General features: G+C 73.9%; 14 protein-coding genes and 1 tRNA gene. 11 read left to right on the top strand and 4 right to left on the bottom strand.

Going from position 1 to position 20489, the window contains the following annotated elements; translation table 11 throughout:
- Positions 1–2 precede the first annotated feature (2 nt).
- Genes ACWEGE_RS31785 through ACWEGE_RS31760 form a run of 6 tightly spaced genes read left to right on the top strand, consistent with a single transcriptional unit; the run spans position 3 to position 12426 of the window.
- Positions 3–2993, top strand: coding sequence for a non-ribosomal peptide synthetase (locus ACWEGE_RS31785; protein WP_449664132.1), 2991 nt, complete (start codon positions 3–5; stop codon positions 2991–2993).
- Positions 2990–8389 carry a non-ribosomal peptide synthetase/MFS transporter gene (locus ACWEGE_RS31780; RefSeq protein ID WP_449664131.1) on the top strand — a complete coding sequence of 1800 codons (5400 nt, stop codon included), beginning with the start codon at positions 2990–2992 and terminating at the stop codon, positions 8387–8389. The genes ACWEGE_RS31785 and ACWEGE_RS31780 overlap by 4 nt, the downstream gene beginning before the upstream one ends.
- Positions 8386–9633: an ATP-grasp domain-containing protein gene (locus ACWEGE_RS31775; protein WP_449664130.1), complete on the top strand. Its 1248-nt coding sequence runs from the start codon at positions 8386–8388 to the stop codon at positions 9631–9633. The genes ACWEGE_RS31780 and ACWEGE_RS31775 overlap by 4 nt, the downstream gene beginning before the upstream one ends.
- Positions 9630–10892, top strand: a complete 1263-nt coding sequence (locus ACWEGE_RS31770) for an ATP-grasp domain-containing protein (RefSeq protein WP_449664129.1) — start codon at positions 9630–9632, stop codon at positions 10890–10892. The genes ACWEGE_RS31775 and ACWEGE_RS31770 overlap by 4 nt, the downstream gene beginning before the upstream one ends.
- On the top strand, positions 10889–11815 hold the full coding sequence (locus tag ACWEGE_RS31765) for a TauD/TfdA family dioxygenase (protein WP_449664128.1): 927 nt from the start codon (positions 10889–10891) through the stop codon (positions 11813–11815). Before ACWEGE_RS31770 ends, ACWEGE_RS31765 begins: the two co-directional genes overlap by 4 nt.
- Positions 11812–12426 carry an NAD(P)H-dependent oxidoreductase gene (locus ACWEGE_RS31760; RefSeq protein WP_449664127.1) on the top strand — a complete coding sequence of 205 codons (615 nt, stop codon included), beginning with the start codon at positions 11812–11814 and terminating at the stop codon, positions 12424–12426. Before ACWEGE_RS31765 ends, ACWEGE_RS31760 begins: the two co-directional genes overlap by 4 nt.
- Here the strand turns inward: ACWEGE_RS31760 and bla are convergent.
- Positions 12423–13331 (bottom strand): class A beta-lactamase, encoded by a 909-nt coding sequence (gene bla / locus ACWEGE_RS31755; RefSeq protein WP_449664126.1) that lies wholly within the window; start codon positions 13329–13331, stop codon positions 12423–12425. The genes ACWEGE_RS31760 and bla overlap by 4 nt on opposite strands.
- 109 nt (positions 13332–13440) lie before the next feature.
- On the opposite strand from bla, the gene ACWEGE_RS31750 reads away from it, so the two are divergent.
- The gene (locus tag ACWEGE_RS31750) at positions 13441–14310 is read left to right on the top strand and encodes a LysR family transcriptional regulator (RefSeq protein ID WP_449664125.1); all 870 of its coding nucleotides are present in this window, start codon (positions 13441–13443) and stop codon (positions 14308–14310) included.
- Positions 14307–15206, top strand: a complete 900-nt coding sequence (locus ACWEGE_RS31745; RefSeq protein ID WP_449664124.1) for a serine hydrolase — start codon at positions 14307–14309, stop codon at positions 15204–15206. The genes ACWEGE_RS31750 and ACWEGE_RS31745 overlap by 4 nt, the downstream gene beginning before the upstream one ends.
- A 271-nt stretch (positions 15207–15477) precedes the next feature.
- Here ACWEGE_RS31745 and ACWEGE_RS31740 read toward each other — a convergent pair whose 3' ends face one another.
- From ACWEGE_RS31740 to selD, 3 genes are read right to left on the bottom strand one after another with little or no spacing between them, the layout of a single operon-like run.
- Positions 15478–16044, bottom strand: a complete 567-nt coding sequence (locus ACWEGE_RS31740) for a cysteine hydrolase family protein (protein WP_449664123.1) — start codon at positions 16042–16044, stop codon at positions 15478–15480.
- A 39-nt stretch (positions 16045–16083) separates the two neighbouring features.
- Complete coding sequence (locus ACWEGE_RS31735; RefSeq protein WP_449664122.1) at positions 16084–16296, bottom strand: DUF2795 domain-containing protein; 213 nt, start codon at positions 16294–16296, stop codon at positions 16084–16086.
- 51 nt (positions 16297–16347) lie between these two features.
- Positions 16348–17340 carry a selenide, water dikinase SelD gene (gene selD, locus ACWEGE_RS31730; protein WP_449664121.1) on the bottom strand — a complete coding sequence of 331 codons (993 nt, stop codon included), beginning with the start codon at positions 17338–17340 and terminating at the stop codon, positions 16348–16350.
- A gap of 54 nt (positions 17341–17394) precedes the next feature.
- Between selD and ACWEGE_RS31725 the strand changes: the two genes are divergently transcribed.
- From ACWEGE_RS31725 to selB, 3 genes are all read left to right on the top strand, one after another.
- Positions 17395–17489, top strand: a tRNA-Sec gene (locus tag ACWEGE_RS31725).
- A complete protein-coding gene (gene selA / locus ACWEGE_RS31720; protein ID WP_449664120.1) occupies positions 17489–18772 on the top strand; it encodes an L-seryl-tRNA(Sec) selenium transferase in 1284 nt (427 codons plus the stop codon). The genes ACWEGE_RS31725 and selA overlap by 1 nt, the downstream gene beginning before the upstream one ends.
- Complete coding sequence (selB, locus tag ACWEGE_RS31715) at positions 18763–20487, top strand: selenocysteine-specific translation elongation factor (protein ID WP_449664119.1); 1725 nt, start codon at positions 18763–18765, stop codon at positions 20485–20487. Before selA ends, selB begins: the two co-directional genes overlap by 10 nt.
- Positions 20488–20489 lie beyond the last annotated feature (2 nt).

Here is a 20489-nt window from a genome sequence, read left to right as displayed (position 1 = left end):
ACATGACCGAAACGAAGGAATGGACGTTCCCGGCGTCGTTCGGGCAGGAGCGGATCTGGCTGTCCAACCAGCTCGACCCGGCGTCCCCGGTGTACAACCTCCCCTGCCAGGTGCGGCAGGACCTGCCGCTCACCGAAGCGCAGTGGCGGGCCGCGCTCGGCGTGGTCGTCGGGCGCCACGAAGCCCTGCGGACGGCGTTCCGGATGGACGGCGCCGACCTCCTCCAGGTGGTGCACAAGGACGTCCCGATCGACTTCGAACGGCACGACCTGCGGGAACACCCCGACCGGGAGGCTCGCGCGGTCGAGCTTTCGGAGGCGATCGCCCGCCGCCCGATCCCGCTGGACACCGCCCCCCCGTGGCGGGCGCAGCTGTGCCGGCTGGGTGACTCGGACTGGCTGCTGACCTTCGTCGTGCACCACACGGTGTTCGACGCCGGATCGGCGGTCGTCCTGGCCGCGGAGCTCGACGAAGCCTGCAACGCGGCCGCCGAGGGCCGGCTGCCGAAGCTGCCCGAGCTGGCCATCCAGTACCCCGACTACTCGGCCTGGCAGCGCGCCCAGCTGCCGGCGGTCCGCCCGCAGCTGGACTACTGGCGCGAGCGGCTGGCCGGGCTGCCGCCGGTGCACAGCCTGCCCACCGACCGGCCGCGGCCCGCGGAGTTCGGCTTCGGCGGCGACCAGGTCGACTTCGCCCTGCCGGACGGCCTTCTCGACCGTGTCGGCGAGGTGGGCCGCGAGCTGTCCGCGTCGCCGTTCATGGTGCTGCTGGCCGCCTACACCGCGCTGCTGTCGCGGCTGTCCGGCTCGGCCGACGTCGTGGTGGGCGTGCCGGTCGCCGGCCGGGACCTGCCGGAGCTGGCGCCGCTGATCGGGATGTTCGTCAACCAGCTCGCCATCCGCGTGGACTGCGACGGCGACCTGCCGTTCGCCGAGCTGGTGGGCCGGGTCCGCACCGCGGTGCTGGACGCCATCGAGCACGGCCGGGTGCCGTTCCAGCTGGTCGCCGACGAGGTCCGCCCGGAGCGTGACGGCAGTGTGCAAGCCGTCTACCAGCTCGGCTTCAACTTCATCCCCGACTCGGGCATCGAGCCGGTCCGCTACGCGACCGCCAAGGACGACGTGGCGATCGACCTGACCGCCACCGGCGGCCGGCTGCTCTACCGCACCGACCTGTTCGACCGGGCCACCGCGGAGTCCATGGTGGACCGGTTCCTCCGGGTGCTGACCGCCGCGGCCGCGGACCCGGCCGTCGCGGTGGCGGACCTGCCGCTGCTGTCGGACGCCGAGCGCGGCCAGGTCCTGGACGAGTGGAGCGGTTCGTCCGCCGAGGACGCACCGCTGGTCGTCGCCCGCTTCGAAGACCAGGTGCGGGCGACCCCGGACGCCGTCGCCGTCGACCTCGGCGGTGTCCGGCTGACCTACGCCGAGCTGAACGCGCGGGCCAACCGGGTCGCACACCGCCTCGGCGGCGGTGGCGTGGCCGGGATCTGCGCGCCGAACTCCGCCGACCTCGTCGTGGGCGTCCTCGGTGCGCTCAAGAGCGGCACCGCCTACGTCCCGCTCGACCCGGCGAACCCGCCCCAGCGGCAGGCGCTGATCCTGGCCGACGCCGGGGCGCGGGTGGTGCTCACCGCCGGGGACGTCGACCTCGACGGGGACACCCTCGCGCTCGACGCCCCGGCCGTCTGGGCGGACTCGCCCGAGGAGAACCTCGCGCAGCCGGGTCCGGACGACATCGCCTACGTCATCTACACGTCCGGCTCGACCGGGCGGCCGAAGGGCGTGCAGGTCGGACACCGCGCCCTGGCCACCTACCTGGCCTGGGCGCGCGAGGCCTACCCGAGCCTGGCGGGCCGTGCGCTGCTGCACACGTCGGCGTCCTTCGACCTGACCGTGACCACGCTGCTCGGCCCGCTCACCGCCGGCGGGTCCATCGTGGACTCCGGACGGCCCGACTTCGTCAAGGCGACGCCGACGCACCTCGCGGTGCTGCCCGAAGAGTCGTACCCGACCGGCGACCTGGTCGTCGGCGGCGAAGCGCTGATCGGCGAAGCCGTCCGGCCGTTCACCGGCATCGCCGTGACCAACGAATACGGCCCGACCGAGGCGACGGTCGGCTGCGTCGCCCACCGGCTCGACGGGCCGGTCGCCGGGCCCGTCCGGATCGGCCGCCCGATCCCCGGCACCCGCGCCTACGTGCTCGACGACCGGCTGCGGCCGGTCCCGCCCGGCGTGGCCGGCCAGCTGCACCTGGCCGGCGACCAGCTCGCGCACGGCTACCTCGGCCTGCCCGAGCTGACCGCGCAGCGCTTCCCCGACGGCCCCTTCGGGCGGATGTACGCCACCGGCGACCTCGCGCGCTGGCGCCGCGACGGCACCCTCGAATACCTCGGCCGGACCGACGACCAGGTCAAGCTGCGCGGCTTCCGGATCGAGCCGGGCGAGGTGGAAGCCGCGCTGAAGGAGCTGCCGGAGATCCGGGACGCGGCGGTCGCGGTCCGCGAAGGAACGCTGGTCGGGTACGTCGTCGGCACCGCCGACGGCGCGGCCGACGCCCTGCGGGCCACCCTGCCGGAGTACCTGGTGCCCACGGTGTTCGTCACCCTGGACGCGCTGCCGGTCGCGGCCAGCGGCAAGCTCGACCGGGCCGCCCTGCCGGACCCGCGGCTCGACGGTGGCCCGGCCGAATACGTGGCGCCGGGCACCGCGGCCGAGGAACTGGTCGCCGAGGTCCTCGGCGAGCTGCTGGGCGTGGAGAAGCTCGGCGTGCACGACGACTTCTTCGCCCACGGCGGCAACTCGCTGCTCGCCATCCGCGCGATGGTCCGGATCCGCAAGCAGGTCGGCGTCGACCTGCCGGTGCGCGGGCTGTTCTCGTTCACCACGGTGGCCGAGCTGGCCGCCGAGGTCGAGCGCCGCCTGGAAGCCGACCTCGACCAGCTCAGCGACGAAGAGGTCCAGGCCCAGCTGGCCGAAGGCGGGCCGGCGTGACGACGATCGACGAAACCGGCCGCGCGGCCGCGCGCCGCGCGCTGCTGGAACAGCGGCTGCGGCGGCGCGCCGAGCCGGCCGCGACCATCACCCGGCGCCCGGACGGCGACCCCGTTCCGCTGTCCTACCAGCAGGAACGCGTCTGGTTCATGGAGCAGTTCGCGCCCGGAACCACGTCCTACACCATCCCGGTGCCGATCCGGCTCACCGGCCGTCTCGACACCGCCGCGCTGCAGGCCGCGCTCGACGCCCTCCCGGCGCGGCACGAGGCGCTGCGGATGCGGTTCCCGGCCGGCGAGGACGGGCAGCCGTCCGTCCACGTCGAACCGGTCGTCACCGTTCCGCTGTCCATTGTGGACGCAGGCAGTGAAGCCGCGGCCCGGGCGGCGGTCGACGCCGCCGCGGCCGAGCCGTTCGACCTGGCCGGCGGGCCGCTGCTGCGCGCCACCCTCGCGCGGGTTTCCGACGACGAGCACCTCCTCGCGGTGTGCACGCACCACATCGTCGGCGACGGCTGGTCGGTCGACCTGCTGCTGCGCGACCTCGCCGCGCACTACCACGGCACGGCGGCCGGGCTGCCCGCGCTGGCCATCGGCTACGGCGACTTCGCGCACTGGCAGCGCCGGACGCTGACCGGCACCGAACTGGACCGGCAGCTCGACCACTGGCGGGCCGCGCTCGACGGCGTCGAACCCCTGGAGCTGCCCACCGACCACCCGCGGCCGGCGACCCAGACGTTCGACGGCGCCATCCACGAGTTCTTCGTCGAGCAGGACCTCGCCCGCGCGCTCGGCGCGCTGAGCCGCGAGCACGGCGTCACGCTGTTCATGACGCTGCTGGCCGCCTACCAGGTCCTGCTGGCCCGGTACTCCGGGCAGGACGACTTCGCCGTCGGGTCGTCGTCGGCCGGGCGCGGGCTGCCCGAGCTCGAAGGCGTGGTCGGCATGTTCATCAACATGCTGCCGCTGCGCGCCCAGCTGGCGGGCGATCCGACGTTCGCCGAGCTGCTGGCGCGGACCCGCCGGCACGTGCTCGACGCGTTCGAGCACGCCGACGTCCCGTTCGAGCGGCTGGTCAACGCCCTCGGCGTGCCGCGGGACGTCAGCCGCTCGCCGGTGTTCCAGGCGATGTTCGTGCTGCAGAACTACGAAATGGGCCGGATGGGCGCGGCCGGGAAGTCCGATGTGGACTTCCGGTGGCTGCCCATGGACCTGCCCTCGACCCGGTTCGACTTCGAGTTCCACGCGATCGAGGTCTCCTCCGGGCTGATCGGCAAGTTCGTGCACAACACGGCGCTGTTCGGCACGGAGACCGTCGCGGGCATGGCCGAGCGCCTGGTCACGCTGCTGCGGTCGGTCGTCGCGGACCCGGGGCGGCCGGTGTCCGAGCTGGATCTGCTCGGCGACCAGCGGGACCTGGTGCTGAACCGCTGGAACGACACCGCCGGCGAGATCCCGCCGGGCACGCTGCACTCGCTCGTCGAAGCCCAGGTCGCCCGGACACCGGACGCCCCCGCGCTGACCTTCCGCGGGGCGTCGCTGTCCTACCGCGAGCTGGACGAGCGGGCCAACCGGCTCGCCCACCGCCTGCGCGACCTCGGCGTCGGGCCGGGCACCCTGGTCGGCGTCTTCGCCCAGCGGTCGTTCGAACTCGTCGTCGCGCTGCTCGGCGTGCTCAAGGCCGGGGGCGCGTACGTGCCGCTCGACCCGGAGTACCCGGCCGACCGGCTCGCCTTCATGCTCGAAGACGCGGCCGCGCCGGTGGTGCTGACCCAGGCTGCCCTGCGCGAAACCCTGCCGCCGAGTGACGCCACGGTCGTGGTCCTCGACGACCTGACCGGGCCGGCCACGCCTCTGGAACCCTTGGCGGGCGCGGAGGATCCCGCGTACGTCATCTACACGTCCGGGTCGACCGGGCGGCCGAAGGGCGTGCCGAACGGCCACCGCGGCATCGTCAACCGCCTCGACTGGATGCAGCGTGAATACCGCCTCGACGGCTCGGACGCGGTGCTCCAGAAGACCCCGGCGAGCTTCGACGTCTCGGTGTGGGAGTTCTTCTGGCCGCTGATGACCGGCGCGCGGCTGGTGCTGGCCGAACCCGGCGGCCACAAGGACGCCGCCTACCTGCGGGAACTCCTGGAGACCGAAGGCATCACCACCGCGCACTTCGTGCCCTCGATGTTGAGCCTCTTCCTCGCGGAGCCGGGGGTGGAGCAGGTGACAGCGCTGCGGCGGGTCGTCTGCAGCGGCGAAGAGCTGCCCCTGGACACCGCGCGCGAGTTCGTCCGGCGGCTGCCGCACTGTGAGCTGCACAACCTCTACGGGCCGACCGAAGCCGCGATCGACGTCACCGCCTGGCACTGCACGCCCGAAGCGCTCGCCGAGGTCGCGTCCGTGCCGATCGGGGCACCGATCCGCAACCTGCGCATCTACGTCCTCGACCGGCGCGGCAACCCGTGCCCGGTAGGCGTGCCCGGCGAGCTCCACATCGCCGGTGTCGGCCTGGCGCTGGGCTACCACAACCGGCCGGAACTGACGGCCGAACGGTTCGTCCTGGATCCGTTCCACGGCGGCCGGATGTACCGTACCGGCGACCTCGCCTCCTGGCGTGCCGACGGCACGATCGCCTTCCTCGGCCGGCTCGACCACCAGGTCAAGCTGCGCGGCCTGCGCATCGAGCTGGGCGAGATCGAAGCCCGGCTGCGGGAACAGCCCGGGGTGGCCGACGCCGTCGTGCTCGTCCGGGAGGACACGCCGGGGGACAAGCGCCTGGTCGGCTACGTCGTCGGCGAGGCGGACGCGGGCACGCTGCGGACCGCGTTGAAGGAGACGCTGCCGGACTACATGGTCCCGCCGTCGTTCGTCGCCCTCGACGCCCTGCCGCTGACGCCGAACGGGAAGCTCGACCGCAAGGCGCTGCCCGCGCCGGTCGCGGCCCGCGACGCGAGCACGGCCCTGGTCGAACCGTCGACCCCCTTGGAAGTGCTGCTCGCCGAGATCTGGCGGGACGTGCTCAAGGTCGACGAACTCGGCGTCGACGACGACTTCTTCGACCTCGGCGGGCACTCGATGCTCGCCACCCAGGTCGTCGCGCGGATCGCCAAGGCCGGGCACCAGGCGGGCGTGATGGACCTGTTCCAGCACCGCACGATCCGCGAGCTCGCGGTGTTCCTCGACGGCGACCGCGACGACTCCGGGCACCTGCTGTACGAGCTGACCAAACCGGTCGCGAAGCCGACGCTCACCTACGTCTGCTTCCCCTACGGCGGCGGCAGCGCGATCGTCTACCAGCCCCTCGCCGACGCCCTCCCGGGCGGCTACTCGCTGTTCTCGGTGGCGATCCCCGGCCACGACGTCGGGCTGTCCGAAGAAGCCGTGCCGTTCGACGAACTCGTCGAGCGGCTGGCCGACGAGGTCCTCGAGCGCATCGACGGCCCCCTGGCCATCTACGGCCACTGCGGGGTCGGCAACGCCCTCGCGGTCGGCGTCGCCCGGCGTCTGGAGGAGCGGGGCCGCGAGCTGGAGGTCGTCCACATCGGGGCGATCTTCCCGTTCGCGCGGATCAAGGGCGCGGTCGGCACGCTGCGCACGCGGCTGGAAAAGCTGCGCAGCAACCGGTACTACGCGAACTGGCTCAAGGGCATGGGCGTCGACACCGACGACCTCGACCCGGCACAGGCCGACCGGATCATCAGCAACATGCGCGCCGACAGCCGCGCCGCCGAGGAGTACTTCAGCGGCCTGCTCGACGCCCGCGTGGCCAAGCTGCGCGCGCCGATCGTCTCGGTCGTCGGCTCGGAGGACCCGGTCACCGACTACTACGCCGAGCGCTACCGCGAATGGGAGTTCCTCACCGACCGGACCGCCCTGGTCGTGCTGGACCAGGCCGGGCACTTCTTCCTCCGCTACCGCGCGGAGGAACTGGCGGAGATCCTCACCCGCGTGCACCCGGCGCTCGACGACCCCGGCGACCTGCACGTCTCGGCGCGCGGGGAGGACGCCGACTGGGCCGTGCACGACACGCATCGGTCCACAGTGGACGAGAAGCCCGCGGTGAAGCCGAGCATGGCCCGGTTCGTCACGGTCACCGTCGGCCAGCTGGTCTCCTCGACCGGCTCGGCGCTGACGTCGTTCGCGGTGCCGATCTGGCTCTACACGAAGACCGGCTCGGTCACCGACCTCGGCCTGCTCTGGGCACTGGCCCTGCTCTGCGGGGTGCTGGTGCTGCCGGTGGCGGGCGCGCTGGTCGACCGCGGCGACCGCCGTCGCATCATGATCGCGGCCAGCGCGATCGCCGGGGTCATCCAGCTCGTACTGGCCTTGCTGCTGACCGCCGGGAACCTGCAGCTGTGGTTCCTGTACGTGCTGATCCCGCTCGGGTCGGTCGCCGGGTCGATCCAGCGGATCGCCTACCAGTCGTCGGTGGCGCAGCTGGTGCCCAAGCAGTACCTCGGGCACGCGATGGGGCTGGCCCAGCTGTCCAACGGCTTCGCGCAGCTGCTCATGCCGGTGATCGCGGCCGGGCTCCTGGCCGCGATCCAGCTGTCCGGGATCCTGGTGCTCGACATGGCCAGCTACGTCTTCGCCGTCGTCAGCCTGCTGTTCGTCCGGTTCCCCGACCTGCTCGGCTGGCGCCCGCGCGAGCCGCTGCTGACCGCGATCGCGGGCGGGCTCAAGTACTCGTGGAACCACCGCGGGTTCCGCACCATGCTGCTGTACTTCGCGCTGGCCAACGTCTTCCTGGCCCCCGCGCTGGTGCTCGTCTCCCCGCTGGTGCTGTCCTTCGGCACGGTCACCGACGTCGCCCAGGTGGCGCTGGCCGAAGCGGTCGGCGCGGTGGCCGGCGGCATCGGCATGGCGCTGTGGGGCGGCCCGCGCAAGCGGCGGATGGTCGGCGTCCTGTTCGGCAACGTCGGCATCGCGCTCGGCAGCCTGGTGATGGGCCTGCGGCCGTCGCTGGTCGTCGTCGCGGCCGGGGTGTTCCTGCTCGCCGCCGCGATGGCGGTGTCCCAGGGCATCTACGCGACGCTCGTGCAGGTCAAGGTGCCGCAGCGCTACCACGGCCGGGTGTTCGCGATCAACCAGACGATCACCTGGTCCACCCTGCCGATCGGGTTCGCGGTGCTGGCGCCGCTGGCCGTCGGCTGGTTCTCGCCGCTGCTCGCCCCCGGCGGGGCGCTGTCCGGGTCGGTCGGCGCGGTCCTCGGCACCGGCGAAGGCCGCGGCGTCGGGCTCGCCTACGTCGTCTACGCGCTGGTCCTGCTGCTGGTCAACGCCGGCGGGTTCAGCATCCGGCTGCTGCGCCGGTTCGACACCGAAGTGCCCGATTCGCTGCCGGACGACCTCGTCGGCGCGCAGGAACGGGAGCGCAAGCTCGCCGGGAAGGAGGCCGCGTGAACACCGTGGTCCTGATCAGGGAGGCCCGCGGGCACTGGGTCGGCGAGGTCGCCGCCGCGGTGCACGCGGCCGGCCACCGCGCGGTACTCCTGGCCCCGCCCGTGGACGAGGCCGAGCGCGCGTCACTGGCCGCGCTGGTGGACGAAGTGGTCGCGGTCGACGACGTCTACGACGCTCCGGCGGTCGCGGCGAAGATCCGTTCGGAATACGGGACACCGGCCGCCGTGCTGACCGGGTCGGACGGGGCCATCGCGAGCACCGCCCGGGTCGCCGAGCTGCTCGGCGTCGCGCGGTGCCCGGCGTCGGTGTTCGCCCGGTGCGCGAACAAGTTCGCGGTCCGGGAGGTGCTGGGCGGGACCCCGTTCGCGTTGATCTCCTCGGCGGCGGAAGCCGCGGAGGTGGCGGCGCGGGTCGGCCTGCCGGCGATCGTCAAGCCGGTCAACGGGGCCGGGAGCAACCTGGTGCGCACCGTGTCCACCGTGGAGGAACTGGCGGCGGCGTACGAGCTGCTGGCCGCGCGGCTGCCCGAGTCCGCGGACCCGCGCTACCACCGCCAGCTGGGGACCCTCGACCCGGCCGGGACCTTCCTCGTCGAAGGCTTCCTCGACGGGCCCGAGTACGCGGTGGACGTGCTCGTCCGCGACGGCGTCGTCGAGCCGATCGAGGTCCTCGACAAGCCGCTCATCGACGAGCGCAAGTTCGAGCTGGCCCTGTCCTGCCCTCCGGCCGGGCTCACCGAAGAGCGCCTCGCGCTGATCACCTCCGCGGCCGCGGACGCGGTTCTGGCGCTGGGCCTGGACAACACGGTCGCGCACGTCGAGGTGATCGACGACGTGCGGCGCGGCCCGACCATCGTGGAGGTCAACGCGGGCCGCCCGGCGGGCTCGATCATGCCGCTGCTGGCCAAGCTGCGCACCGGCATCGACGTGTTCGCCGAGCTGACCGCGCTGGCACTGGGCGCACCGCCGCCCGCGCGGGAACCGGCGAAACTGCAGATCCCCCTCGCGATGCTGATCCTCTACGCGGCCGGCTCCGGCACCCTGACCGGGATCGGCGGCCTCGACGAGGTCGCCGCGCTGCCGGAGGTGATCGACGTCGTCACGACGGTTTCACCCGGTCAGGTGCTCACCGACGAGCAGGAGACGTACGCGGTGAACCTCGTCGTCGCCGGGTTCGCCGACCACGAGGACCTCGCCGCCCTGCACGCCGAAGCGAGCAAGCTGATCCGCCTGGAGGTCGCGTGAACACCGCGTTCATCGTCCGGGAGACGCACGGGCACTGGATCGGGGACTTCGCGGCCGCCGTCCGGGCGTCCGGGTGGCGGGCCGAACTCGTCACCGAGCCCCTGGACGACGCCGAGCGGGCCGCGCTGGACCCGCTCGTGGACGGGTTCGTCTTCGTCGACGACGTCCGGGACGTCCTCGCCGTCACCGGCGCGCTCCGGGACCGGGCGCCCGCGGCGGTGCTGACCGGGGCGGAGGGGATCATCGCGAGCACCGCCCAGGTGGCCGAGCTGCTCGGCGTCGCACGCTGCCCGGCGTCGGTGTTCACGCTGGCGCACAACAAGTTCGCCGTCCGGCAGGCCCTCGCCGAAGCGGGGCTGCCGGGGCCTCGGTGCGCGTTGTTCGCCGACCCGGCCGAGGCCGCGGCGATCGCCGGGCGGGTCGGGCTGCCGGCGATCGTCAAGCCGGTCAACGGCGCCGCCAGCACCCTGGTCCGCACGGTGTCCACCGTGGATGAACTGGCCGCGGCTTACCGGGTGCTGGCCACCCGGCTGCCGGAGAACGCGGACGCGCGCTACCACCGTCCGCTGCCCGGCGGCCTCGACCCGCTGCGCGTGTTCCTCGTCGAGGGCCTGCTCGACGGGCCGGAGTACGCGGTGGACGTGCTGGTCCGCGCCGGGGTCGCGGAGACCGTCACCGTGGTCGGCAAGCCGTTGATCGACGAGCGGAAGTTCGAGCTCGGCATGGTCTGCCCGCCGTTCGGGCTCCCCGCCGGGCGCGCGGCGGCGATCCGGGCGGCCGCGGCCGACGCGGTGCTCGCGCTGGGGCTCGACCAGGCGGTCGCGCACGTCGAGGTGATCGACGACGCCGAGCTCGGGCCGGTGGTCGTCGAGGTCAACGCCGGCCGCCCCGCCGGGGGCGCGCAGCCCGCGCTGCTGAAGCTCGCCACTGGCATCGACGTCACCGCCGAAGCTGTCTCGCTGGCCCTCGGCACCCCTCCGCCCGTCCGGGGCACCGGGCTGCCGGTGCCGGTCGGGTACCTGGTCGTCTACGCCGAAGGCGCGGGGCGGCTGGTGCGCGTCGAAGGCACCGGCGAGGTCGCGGACCTGCCCGAAGTGCTCGACGTCGTCACGATCGTTTCGCCCGGCCAGGTGCTCACCGACGACCAGGAGATCTACGCCGTGAACGTCCTCGTCGCGGGCTTCGCCGACCTGGACGACCTGGCCGCGCTGCACGCTGAGGCCACCAAGCTGATCCACTTCGAACTGGAGGAAGCATGACCGCCGTACTCGCGGAGCTGCAAGGCAACGAGCACACGAAGATCGCCGTCTTCGCCACCGCGGACTTCGCGGCAGTCGAGGCACAGTTGCCGCAGCTGCAGGCGCACCTGCGTGACCACGGCGCGATCCTGCTGCGCGGCCTGCCCGCCGACCTCGACCTGTTCAACAAGGTCACCGAGACGATCGGCGGCGCGCTGCTCACCTACACCGAGCGCTCGACGCCGCGCTCGGCCGTGGCGGGCAACATCTACACCTCGACCGAGTACCCGCCCGCCGAGTCGATCCCGATGCACAACGAGAACTCCTACTCGGCGAGCTGGCCGGCCCGGCTGTTCTTCCTGTGCGACACCGCCGCGGAAACCGGTGGCGCGACCCCGATCGCGGACAGCCGGGCGGTGTACCGGCTGCTGCCGGAAGACCTGCGCGAGCGGTTCGCGGACGGCGTCACCTACACCCGTGCGTTCCGCGAAGGGCTCGGGCTGACCTGGCAGGAGGCGTTCCAGACCGAGGACCGCGCGGCCGTCGAGGAGTACTGCGCGAGCCACGGCCAGACGCACCAATGGACCGAAGAGGGGCTGCGCACGCGGCACGTCCGGCCGTCCTTCGCGACGGAACCGCACACCGGGGACACCGTGTGGTTCAACCAGGCCAACCTCTTCCACGTCTCCAGCCTCGGCGAAGAGGTCAGCGAGGCGCTGCTGGAGCTGTACCCCGAGGAGGACCTGCCGCGCAACGCCTACTTCGCCGACGGCAGCCCGATCCCGGTCGCGGACCTCCAGAAGATTCGCGAGGTCTACGACGAAGTCAGCTACGCGTTCCCCTGGCAGCCCGGCGACATCATGGTGATCAACAACATGCTGATGGCCCACGGCCGCGAGCCGTTCACCGGCAAGCGGCGCATCCTGGTGGCGATGACGGGATGACCGCACCGGTGGTGGTGCTGCTCGCCCACCCGCGGCCCGGCAGCTTCAACCACGCGCTGGCCGCGCGAGTGGTCGAGGCGCTGGAGCGGGCCGGGGTGCCGGTGCGGTTCCACGACCTGTACGCCGAGGGCTTCGACCCGGTCCTGACCGCGGAGGAGGCCTACACCAGCGGGGACCGGGCGGAGGAGTTCCTCGCCGCCGAACCGGACCCGCTGGTGCGGCGTCACCGCAGCGAGCTGCGCGAGGCGGGCGGGCTCGTCGCGATCCACCCGAACTGGTGGGGCAAGCCGCCGGCGATCCTCGGCGGCTGGCTCGACCGGATCCTCGTCCCCGGCGTCGCCTACCGCCTCGACGACGCCGGCGGCGCGCCCGAGCCGCTGCTGTCCCTGCGGCGGCTGCTGGTGGTCAACACCTCCGACACGACCGAGGAGCGGGAGCGGACGCTGTTCGGCGACCCGCTGGACGCGATCTGGCGGCGCTGCCTCGCGCCCTACCTGGGCGAGCCGGAGGTGCGCCGCCTGGTGCTGCGGGTGGTGGCCGACGCCGACGCGGCCCAGCGGGCCGCGTGGCTCGACGACGTCTCCGCGGTGGTGGAGCGGCTCTTCGGCTAGCTCGCCTTCAGCGCGTCGAAGACCAGCTTCGCCGCCTGCGCGATCAGGCGGTCGTCGTGCTCGGCGTCCTTGTCCTGGCGGCTGGACATGACCGCCAGCACGATCGGCGCCCGCCCGGGCGGCCAGACGACGGCGATGTCGTTGCGCGTGGCGTAGCTGCCCGTCCCGGTCTTGTCGGCGACGGCCCAGCCCGCCGGTGCCCCCGCCCGGATCAGGGCGGCGCCGGTCGTGTTGGCGCGCATCAGGTCCGTGAGCACCGTCGCCTTCTCCGGCGGCAGCGCGGGGCCGATGGCGAAGGCGCGCAGGCTGCCGGCCATCGCGCGCGGGGTGCTCGTGTCCCGCACGTCGCCAGGCGCGAGGTCGTTGAGGCCGGGTTCGATCCGGTCGACGTGGGTGGTCGTGTCGCCGGCCTCGCGCAGTGCGGCGGCGAGCCCGGCGGGGCCGCCGAGCTCGCGGAACAGCAGGTTCGCGGTGGTGTTGTCGCTGTAGCGCAGCGCCGCGTCGATCGCGTCGCGCAGCGAAATGCCGGTGGCGACGTGCTTTTCGGTGACGGGGGAGTTCGGCTGCAGGTCGGCGCGGGCGTAGCTCAGGTTCTTCGCGAGCCCGTCGAGGCCGGTCTTCTTCAGGACGGCGGCGGCGGAGAACGCCTTGTGCGTCGAGGCGTAGCCGAAGCGCTCGTCGGCGCGGTGGGCGATCTCGCGGCCGGAGCCGGTGTCGAGGGCGTACACGCCGAGGCGGGCGTCGAAGCTGCGTTCCAGCGGCGCGAAGTCCGGTTGCGGCGTCGTGGCCGGTGTCGCTGTCGCGGCCGGCGCCGGGGCCGGCTTCGGTGCTTCCGCGGTGCAGGCGGCCAGCGGGACGAGGAGCAGCGCGGCGAGCGCGGCCCGCCGGGCTCGGGGGAACGGCACGGGACTTCCTTCCGGTTTCTCGATCGTCCTCCGCAGTCTCACGGCGTTCGCTCATGCTGTCCAAGACGGAAGTAAGCGGTTTGATGCCGAATTGGCATAAGATCAGGTCGTGGACCTGGTCGGTGGCTGCAAGGCGTTCGTGAGCGTGAGCGAGACGGGCAGCTTCACGGCCGGTGCGGCGCTCGCCCGGATCCCGCAGCCGGTGGCCAGCCGGCGCATCGCCGCGCTCGAACGGCACTTCGGGGAGCGGCTGTTCGACCGCTCGACCCGCCGGGCGAAGCTCACGCCGTTCGGCCGGGACGTGCTGCCCTCGGCGCGCCGGCTCGTGCAGCTGGCCGAGGCGATGGAACACGACGCGAAGCGCGCCCGGCTGCGGCCGGTGCGGGTGGCCGTGCCGGCGACCTGCGGGGTGCGGGAGCTCGCCGGGCTCGCGGCGGAAGCCCGGGCGCTGGAGGTCCACCTCGAGTTCCGCCCGGCGGGGCCGGGTGAGCGGGCCGAGCTCGTCCGCACCGGCGAGGTGCGGGCCGCGCTCACCGCCGTCCCGGCCGAGGAAGCCGTGTGGTCGGTGCCGCTGGGCGTCGCCGGCTTGGCGCCGTTGCCGGGCCGGGTGGTGCACCTGGAGACACTGCGGGCGGGCCGTTCGCCGGGCGCGCGGCGGCGCGTCTGGATCCAGCCGGAGGACGACGTGCCCCACGTCCGCGACCGGGTGCTGCGGGTGCGGGACGCGGTGGGCCTGCCACCGGCCCAGGTGGCGGTGGCGGACTCGCTGACGTCGGCGGCCGCGGAGGTGTTCGCCTCCGCCGACCTGCTGCTGTGTTCGGTCGTCCAGGCCGAAGAGCTGGGGTTGTCCTGGCGCCCGATCGGCGAGCTCGACCTGGCCCGCGGCTTCGCCGTCACCGCGGCACTGGCCGAGGACGCGGACCGGCTGCGGACGACGTGGCACGCCTCCGTCGGCCGGTGCCTCGGAGCCGGCCGATGACCGCTTCGCTGCTCCGCGACTTGCGCACGGCGCTGGCCGACGGCGGCCTGCGCGGCTCGTTCCTGGTCCGCGACCTGCGCTCGGGGGCCGAAATCGGCCTCGAGGAGGACCGCGAGTACCCGATCGCCTCGTTGGTCAAGGTGCCCTTGGCGGCGGCGACCCTGGAGCGCATCCGCCGCGGCGAGCTCGACGCGGCAACCCCGCTGGAGGTGTCACCCGGCGGCGTCACGACCCCGGGCCCGACCGGCCTGACCCGCTTCCGCCACCCGGCGCGCGTCGCGATCGGCGACCTGGTGTACCTGAGCACGTCGTTGAGCGACGGAACGGCCGCGGACGTCCTGTTCGGACTGACCCCGCCTCCGGAGGTCACCCGGCTGCTGGGGGAGTGGGACCTGCCCGGGATCGCGGTGCGCCACCTCATGCGCGACCTGGTCGAGACCCCGGCCGAGCGGTTCGAAGCGGGCGAGGCGGACCTGGCCCAGGCACTGGCGATCGGCGCGTCGACGGCCGGCCGGGGCCACCGCCTCCGCCAGCTCGACACGACCCGCGCGAACTCGGCATCGGCGCGGGCGTTGCTCTCGCTGCTGCAGGCGCTCTGGACCCCGTCGAAGATCGCCCCCTCGGTGGCCGGCGGCGTGCGCGAGCTGATGGCGAACAACATGATCCGCCACCGCTTGACCCCCGACTTCGCTTCCGACGCGGCGCGATGGTCCTCGAAGACGGGAACGTTGCTGAACCTCCGCCACGAGATGGGCGTGGTCGAGCACGCGGACGGCGGGGTGTTCGCGGTGGTGGCCCTGACGGAGTCGACGGTCCCGGCCGCGATCCAGCCGGAGGCGGAGATCCTGATGGCCCGGGTGGCCCGGGCCCTGCGCGACCACCTCCGCGGAGGGTGAGAAACGGCTGGGGGAGGAAGTTTGCGCCTCGGGGGAGCCAACGCATCTCGGCTCGAGCCCCCACGAAGCATCGCCTGCCCCGCCACGAGGCATCACCTGCCTCGCCACTAAGCGTCGCCTGCCTCGCGACGAGGCGTCGCCTGCATCGCCACAAAGCGTCGCCCGCCTCGCCACGGAAGCGTCGCCCGCCCCGCACAGCCTCACCTCAGCGGCGCCGACAAGCCCCCAACAGCCCCCTCACCCTTCCCCGGCCGCCCGCGGAAAGCCCACCTCAGGCCGGCGTCTTCACCCCGAACTCCACCTCGGCAGTCTCCAAAGTCCCCGCCGTCCGCCCCGGCGCGGTCTGGTACTTCCAGTACAGATTCGTGTGCGCGATGACCTGTCCCGGCGGCGGGGCACCATAGGCCGACAGGTCCTCCGTCGTGTGCGCGTCCGCCACCAGCGCCACGTCGTACCCCCGCGCGAGCGCCCCGTGCAGAGTCGACCGGATGCACGCGTCCGTCTGCGCCCCCGCCACCACCAGGGAGCCGATCCCGCGAGCCGCCAGCACCTCTTCGAGGTCGGTGTCCTCGAAGGAGTCGCCGTACTCCTTGTGCACCAGCGGTTCGCCTTCCGCGCGCACCAGTTCCGGTACGTACTCCCACGTCCGGCTGCCCCGCGGCAGCTCGTCGCTGGTGTGCTGCACCCACACCACCTCGGTGCCGGCGGCGCGGGCGCGCTCCACCAGCGTGACGAGGTTGGCCAGGACGGATTCGCGCTCGTGGGCCGTTTCCATCACGCCGTTCTGCACGTCGACGACGAGCAGGGCGGTGTTCGGACGGCCGGTCAATGTGGTCATGGCGCCACCTTAACCACCGGCACCGACAATTTCGGGGAGTCAGGGCGCCCCGCCGATGTGCTTGGCGGACACCGCCTCCCACACCGCGTCGAAGTTCTCGTACCGGTCGCTGTCCGGCAGGCCGCCGAGCGAGCCCAGCACCGAGTCGCCACCACCGGCCGCGGCGGCCCGGCGAAGGAGTTCCTCGCGGCCGCACGGGTATTCGGTCTCGGACAGGTGCTGTTCCAGGCTGGTCCGGTCCGGAGCGGGCATCACACACCTCCTGATCGTCACCCGCATACCCGGCGAGCCCGGGACGGAAACTCAGCCGACGACGATCGTGTGCTCCGAGCGCGGTGCCAAGGAGCCGATCACCGGGTGCCCCGGCAGCTCCCCGGCCACCAGCAGGCCGCCGGACGTCTGCGCGTCGGCCAGCAGCAGGGCCTCGTCCTCCGAGATCCGGGACAGGTCCGCGTGCGGGCGCACCCAGTCGAGGTTGCGCCGGCTGCCACCGCTGACGTACCCCTCCCGCAGCGCCTCCCGTGCGCCGTCGAGGTACGGCACCGCCGCCGGGTCCAGCCGGGCCGTGACGCCGCTCGCCCGGGCCAGCTTGTGCAGGTGCCCCAGCAGCCCGAACCCCGTCACGTCGGTCGCGCACACCACCCCGGCGGCCAGCGCGGCCCGGGACGCCGGCGCGTTCAACGTCGTCATCGCCTCGATCGCCTGCGGAAACCGGTCGCCGGTGGCCTTGTGCCGCGAGTTGAGCACGCCGATGCCGAGCGGCTTGGTCAAGGTCAGCGGGACGCCCGCGCGGCCCGCGTCGTTGCGCAGCAGCCGCGAAGGATCCGCGACGCCGGTCACCGCGAGCCCGTACTTGGGTTCCGGGTCGTCGATGCTGTGCCCGCCGGCCAGGTGACAGCCCGCCTCGGCGCAGACGTCGAGGCCGCCGCGCAGCACTTCGGCGGCCAGCTCGAACGGCAGCGTCTCCCGCGGCCAGCCGAGCAGGTTGACCGCCACCACCGGCGTGCCGCCCATGGCGTAGACGTCGGACAGCGCGTTGGCCGCGGCGATCCGGCCCCAGTCGTAGGCGTCGTCGACGACCGGGGTGAAGAAGTCCGTGGTGGCGATCAGCGCGGTGCCGCCGGAGATCCGGACCGCGGCCGCGTCGTCGCCGGTGTCGAGGCCCACGAGCAGCTCGCCGGGTGGCGAAACGGGCGAAGCGCCGGTGAGGCCGGCCACCGCCGCCTCCAGTTCGCCGGGCGGGATCTTGCACGCGCAGCCGCCGCCGTGCGCGTACTGCGTCAGTCGGTAACCCACCGGTTCATCGTGCCCGCCGGGCGCGGACTTGGCAGGATGGCTGCCATGGTGCAGGGAGGCGTATCCGGCCTGGTGACCGGCGCGGTCTTCAAAACCGTCGAACGGCAGGTTCTGCCGCTGGCGGGTTCGATTCCCGTCCGCCTCCGCCATGCCTGACCCCCGCCGGGCGATCCCGCGGACCGACGCGGTCCTGGCCGAGCCCCGGATCGCCAAGGCCGCCGGGACGCTCGGCCGGGACCTGGTGAAATCGGCGGTGAACGACGTCCAGCGGGCCGCGCGGGCGGGCGAGATCGCCCCGGGCGACGTCGTCGAAGCCGTGCTCGCGCGGCTGCCGGTGAGCGCGTCCTCAATGCGGCCGGTGGTCAACGCGACCGGTGTCGTCGTGCACACCAACCTCGGCCGGGCCCCGCTTTCGGCCGCCGCGCTCGACGCCCTCGCCGCGGCCGGCGGCGCCACCGACGTCGAGTTCGACCTCGCGACCGGCGAGCGGGCCCGCCGCGGCCGCGGCGCCCTCGCGGCCCTGCACGCGGCCGTCCCGGACGCCGGTGCGGTGCACGTGGTCAACAACAACGCGGCCGCCCTGCTGCTCTGCGCCCTCGCACTGGCGCCCGGCCGGGAGATCGTGGTCAGCCGGGGCGAGCTGGTCGAGATCGGCGACGGCTTCCGCATCCCCGACCTGCTCGAATCGGCAGGCGCGCGGCTACGGGAAGTCGGCACGACGAACCGGACGTCGGCTCGCGACTACGCCGCGGCGATCGGCCCGGACACCGGCTTCGTGCTCAAGATCCACCCGTCGAACTACCGGGTCACCGGGTTCACCGCGGAAGCGGCGCTCGGCGAGCTGGCCGGGCTCGGCGTGCCGCTGGTGGCCGACATCGGCTCGGGCCTGCTGGCCCCGCACCCGCTGCTGCCGGCCGAGCCGGATGCCGCGAGCGCGCTGCGGGCGGGCGCCACGATCGTCACCGCCAGCGGGGACAAGCTGCTCGGCGGCCCGCAGGCCGGCCTGCTGCTCGGCGACGCCGACGTCGTCGAACGGCTGCGGCGGCACCCGGCCGCCCGGGCCCTGCGCGTCGACAAGCTCACCCTCGCCGCCCTCGAAGCGACGCTGCGCGGGCCGCGGCCCCCGGTGCTCGCCGGGCTCGAAGCGTCCGTCGCGAGCCTGCGGGAGCGCGCCGAGGCGCTGGTCGCCGCACTCGGGGACATCGATGCCGAGGTGGTCGCGTCGGTGGCGGCGGTCGGCGGCGGAGGCGCGCCGGGCGTCGAACTGCCCAGTGCCGCGGTGAGCCTGCCCGCCCGGTACGCGGCCGCGCTGCGCACCGGCGAACCCGCCGTGGCCGGCCGGGTCGTCAAGGACCGCTGCCTGCTGGACCTGCGGACAGTGCGGCCGGAAGAGGACGCGAAGCTGCGGGAAGCCGTCCGCCGATGCGGGTGATCGTCACCGCCGGGCACGTCGACCACGGCAAGTCCACGCTGGTCCGGCGGCTGACCGGGATGGAGCCGGACCGGTGGGCCGAGGAACGCCGCCGCGGCCTCACCATCGACCTCGGCTTCGCCTGGACCCGGATCGGCGACGAGGACGTCGCGTTCGTGGACGTGCCGGGCCACGAGCGGTTCGTGCCGAACATGCTCGCCGGCGCCGGCCCGGCCCCGGCGGTGCTGTTCGTGGTCGCCGCGGACGAGGGCTGGATGCCGCAGTCGGCCGAGCACCTCGCGGCGCTGGACGCGTTCGGCGCCCGCCGCGGCCTGCTGGTCGTCACCAAGGCCGACCGCGCCGACCCGGCCGAAGCGACGGCCCTCGCCCTGGGCGAGATCGCGGGTACCTCGCTGGGCGAGGTCCCGAGTGTCGCCGTCAGCGGCACCACGGGTGCGGGCCTCGACCGCCTGCGCGCGGCGATCGGGGAACTCACCGGCGGGCTGCCGCCACCCGACCCGGACGCCGACGTCCGGCTGTGGATCGACCGCGCGTTCACGGTTTCCGGAGCCGGGACGGTCGTCACGGGCACCCTGGCCGCGGGCACGATCGCCGCGGGCGACGAGCTGCTGCTGGGCCCGGCGCGGGTGAAGGTCCGCGCCCTGCAGGCCCTCGGCGAACCCCGCGACCGGGTGAGCGCCGTGGCCAGGGTCGCGGTGAACCTGCGCGGCACCGCCCGCGCCGACGTCCGCCGCGGCGACGTCCTGCTCACCCCGGGCCGGTGGCGCACCACGGCCGGGTTCGACGTCCGGCTGCGGGGTGCGACGGCCGCGGACCTGCACCGCGAACTGGTGCTGCACCTGGGCACGGCGGCCGTGCCGGTGCGCGTCCGTCCACTGGGGACCGACACCGCCCGGCTCACCACGGCCACCGCGTTGCCGCTGCGCACCGGAGACCGCGGCCTGCTGCGCGACCCCGGCGAGCACCGGATCGCCGCCGGGTTCGACGTCCTCGACGTCGACCCGCCCGCGTTGTCCCGCCGCGGCGCGGCACGGGCCCGCGGCCGCGAGCTCACCGGCCCCGATCCGGCCCGGACATACCTGCGCCGCAAGGGTTTCGTGCGTGCGGAGGACTTCGTCGCGATGGGCCTCCCGGAAACGGGGGAGCGGCTGGGCGGGTGGTGCGCGGACGAGGAGCGGTTCGCGGAGCTGCGCGCGCAGGCGGCCTCGGTGGTGGCGGCGTGGGACCGCACGGCCGCGGGCGTGCCGGTGGAGGCGCTGCGGCAGCGGCTCGGGCTGCCTGCTCCGGAACTGGTCGTCCCGGTGCTGCGGGGCACCGGCTTCGAGGTGGCGGGCGGGCTGGTCCGCCGCCCCGGCGCGGGCCTGGCCCCGGCCGTCGAAAAGGCCGTGGAGACGGTGCTGAAGAGCCTCGCCGAGCACCCGTTCCGCGCACCGGAGGCGGACGAGCTGCGCGCGCTGGGCCTCGGCCGCCGCGAACTGGCGGCGGCGGTCCGCCTGGGCCGGTTGACCGCGGTCGCGGAAGGGGTCGTGCTCGGCCCCGACGCCGACGAGCGAGCGGCGGAGCAGCTGCGGGGGATCCCTCAGCCGTTCACGGTTTCGGAGGCGCGCAAGGCCCTCGACAGCACCCGCCGGGTGATGATCCCGCTGCTCGAACGCCTGGACGCGGCCGGCCGGACCGCACCCCTCGGCGACGGCACCCGCCGCACGACGGGCTGAGC

This window comes from Amycolatopsis sp. NPDC004747 (assembly GCF_053601335.1).
This window is presented reverse-complemented; position numbering and strand designations above follow the sequence as displayed.

Coding starts and splice junctions, on each gene's coding strand:
- ACWEGE_RS31785 (WP_449664132.1), top strand. CDS start 3: ATGACCGAAACGAAGGAATGGACGTTCCCGGCGTCGTTCGGGCAGGAG.
- ACWEGE_RS31765 (WP_449664128.1), top strand. CDS start 10,889: ATGACCGCCGTACTCGCGGAGCTGCAAGGCAACGAGCACACGAAGATC.
- ACWEGE_RS31760 (WP_449664127.1), top strand. CDS start 11,812: ATGACCGCACCGGTGGTGGTGCTGCTCGCCCACCCGCGGCCCGGCAGC.
- ACWEGE_RS31745 (WP_449664124.1), top strand. CDS start 14,307: ATGACCGCTTCGCTGCTCCGCGACTTGCGCACGGCGCTGGCCGACGGC.
- ACWEGE_RS31740 (WP_449664123.1), bottom strand. CDS start 16,044: ATGACCACATTGACCGGCCGTCCGAACACCGCCCTGCTCGTCGTCGAC.
- ACWEGE_RS31735 (WP_449664122.1), bottom strand. CDS start 16,296: ATGCCCGCTCCGGACCGGACCAGCCTGGAACAGCACCTGTCCGAGACC.
- selA (WP_449664120.1), top strand. CDS start 17,489: ATGCCTGACCCCCGCCGGGCGATCCCGCGGACCGACGCGGTCCTGGCC.
- selB (WP_449664119.1), top strand. CDS start 18,763: ATGCGGGTGATCGTCACCGCCGGGCACGTCGACCACGGCAAGTCCACG.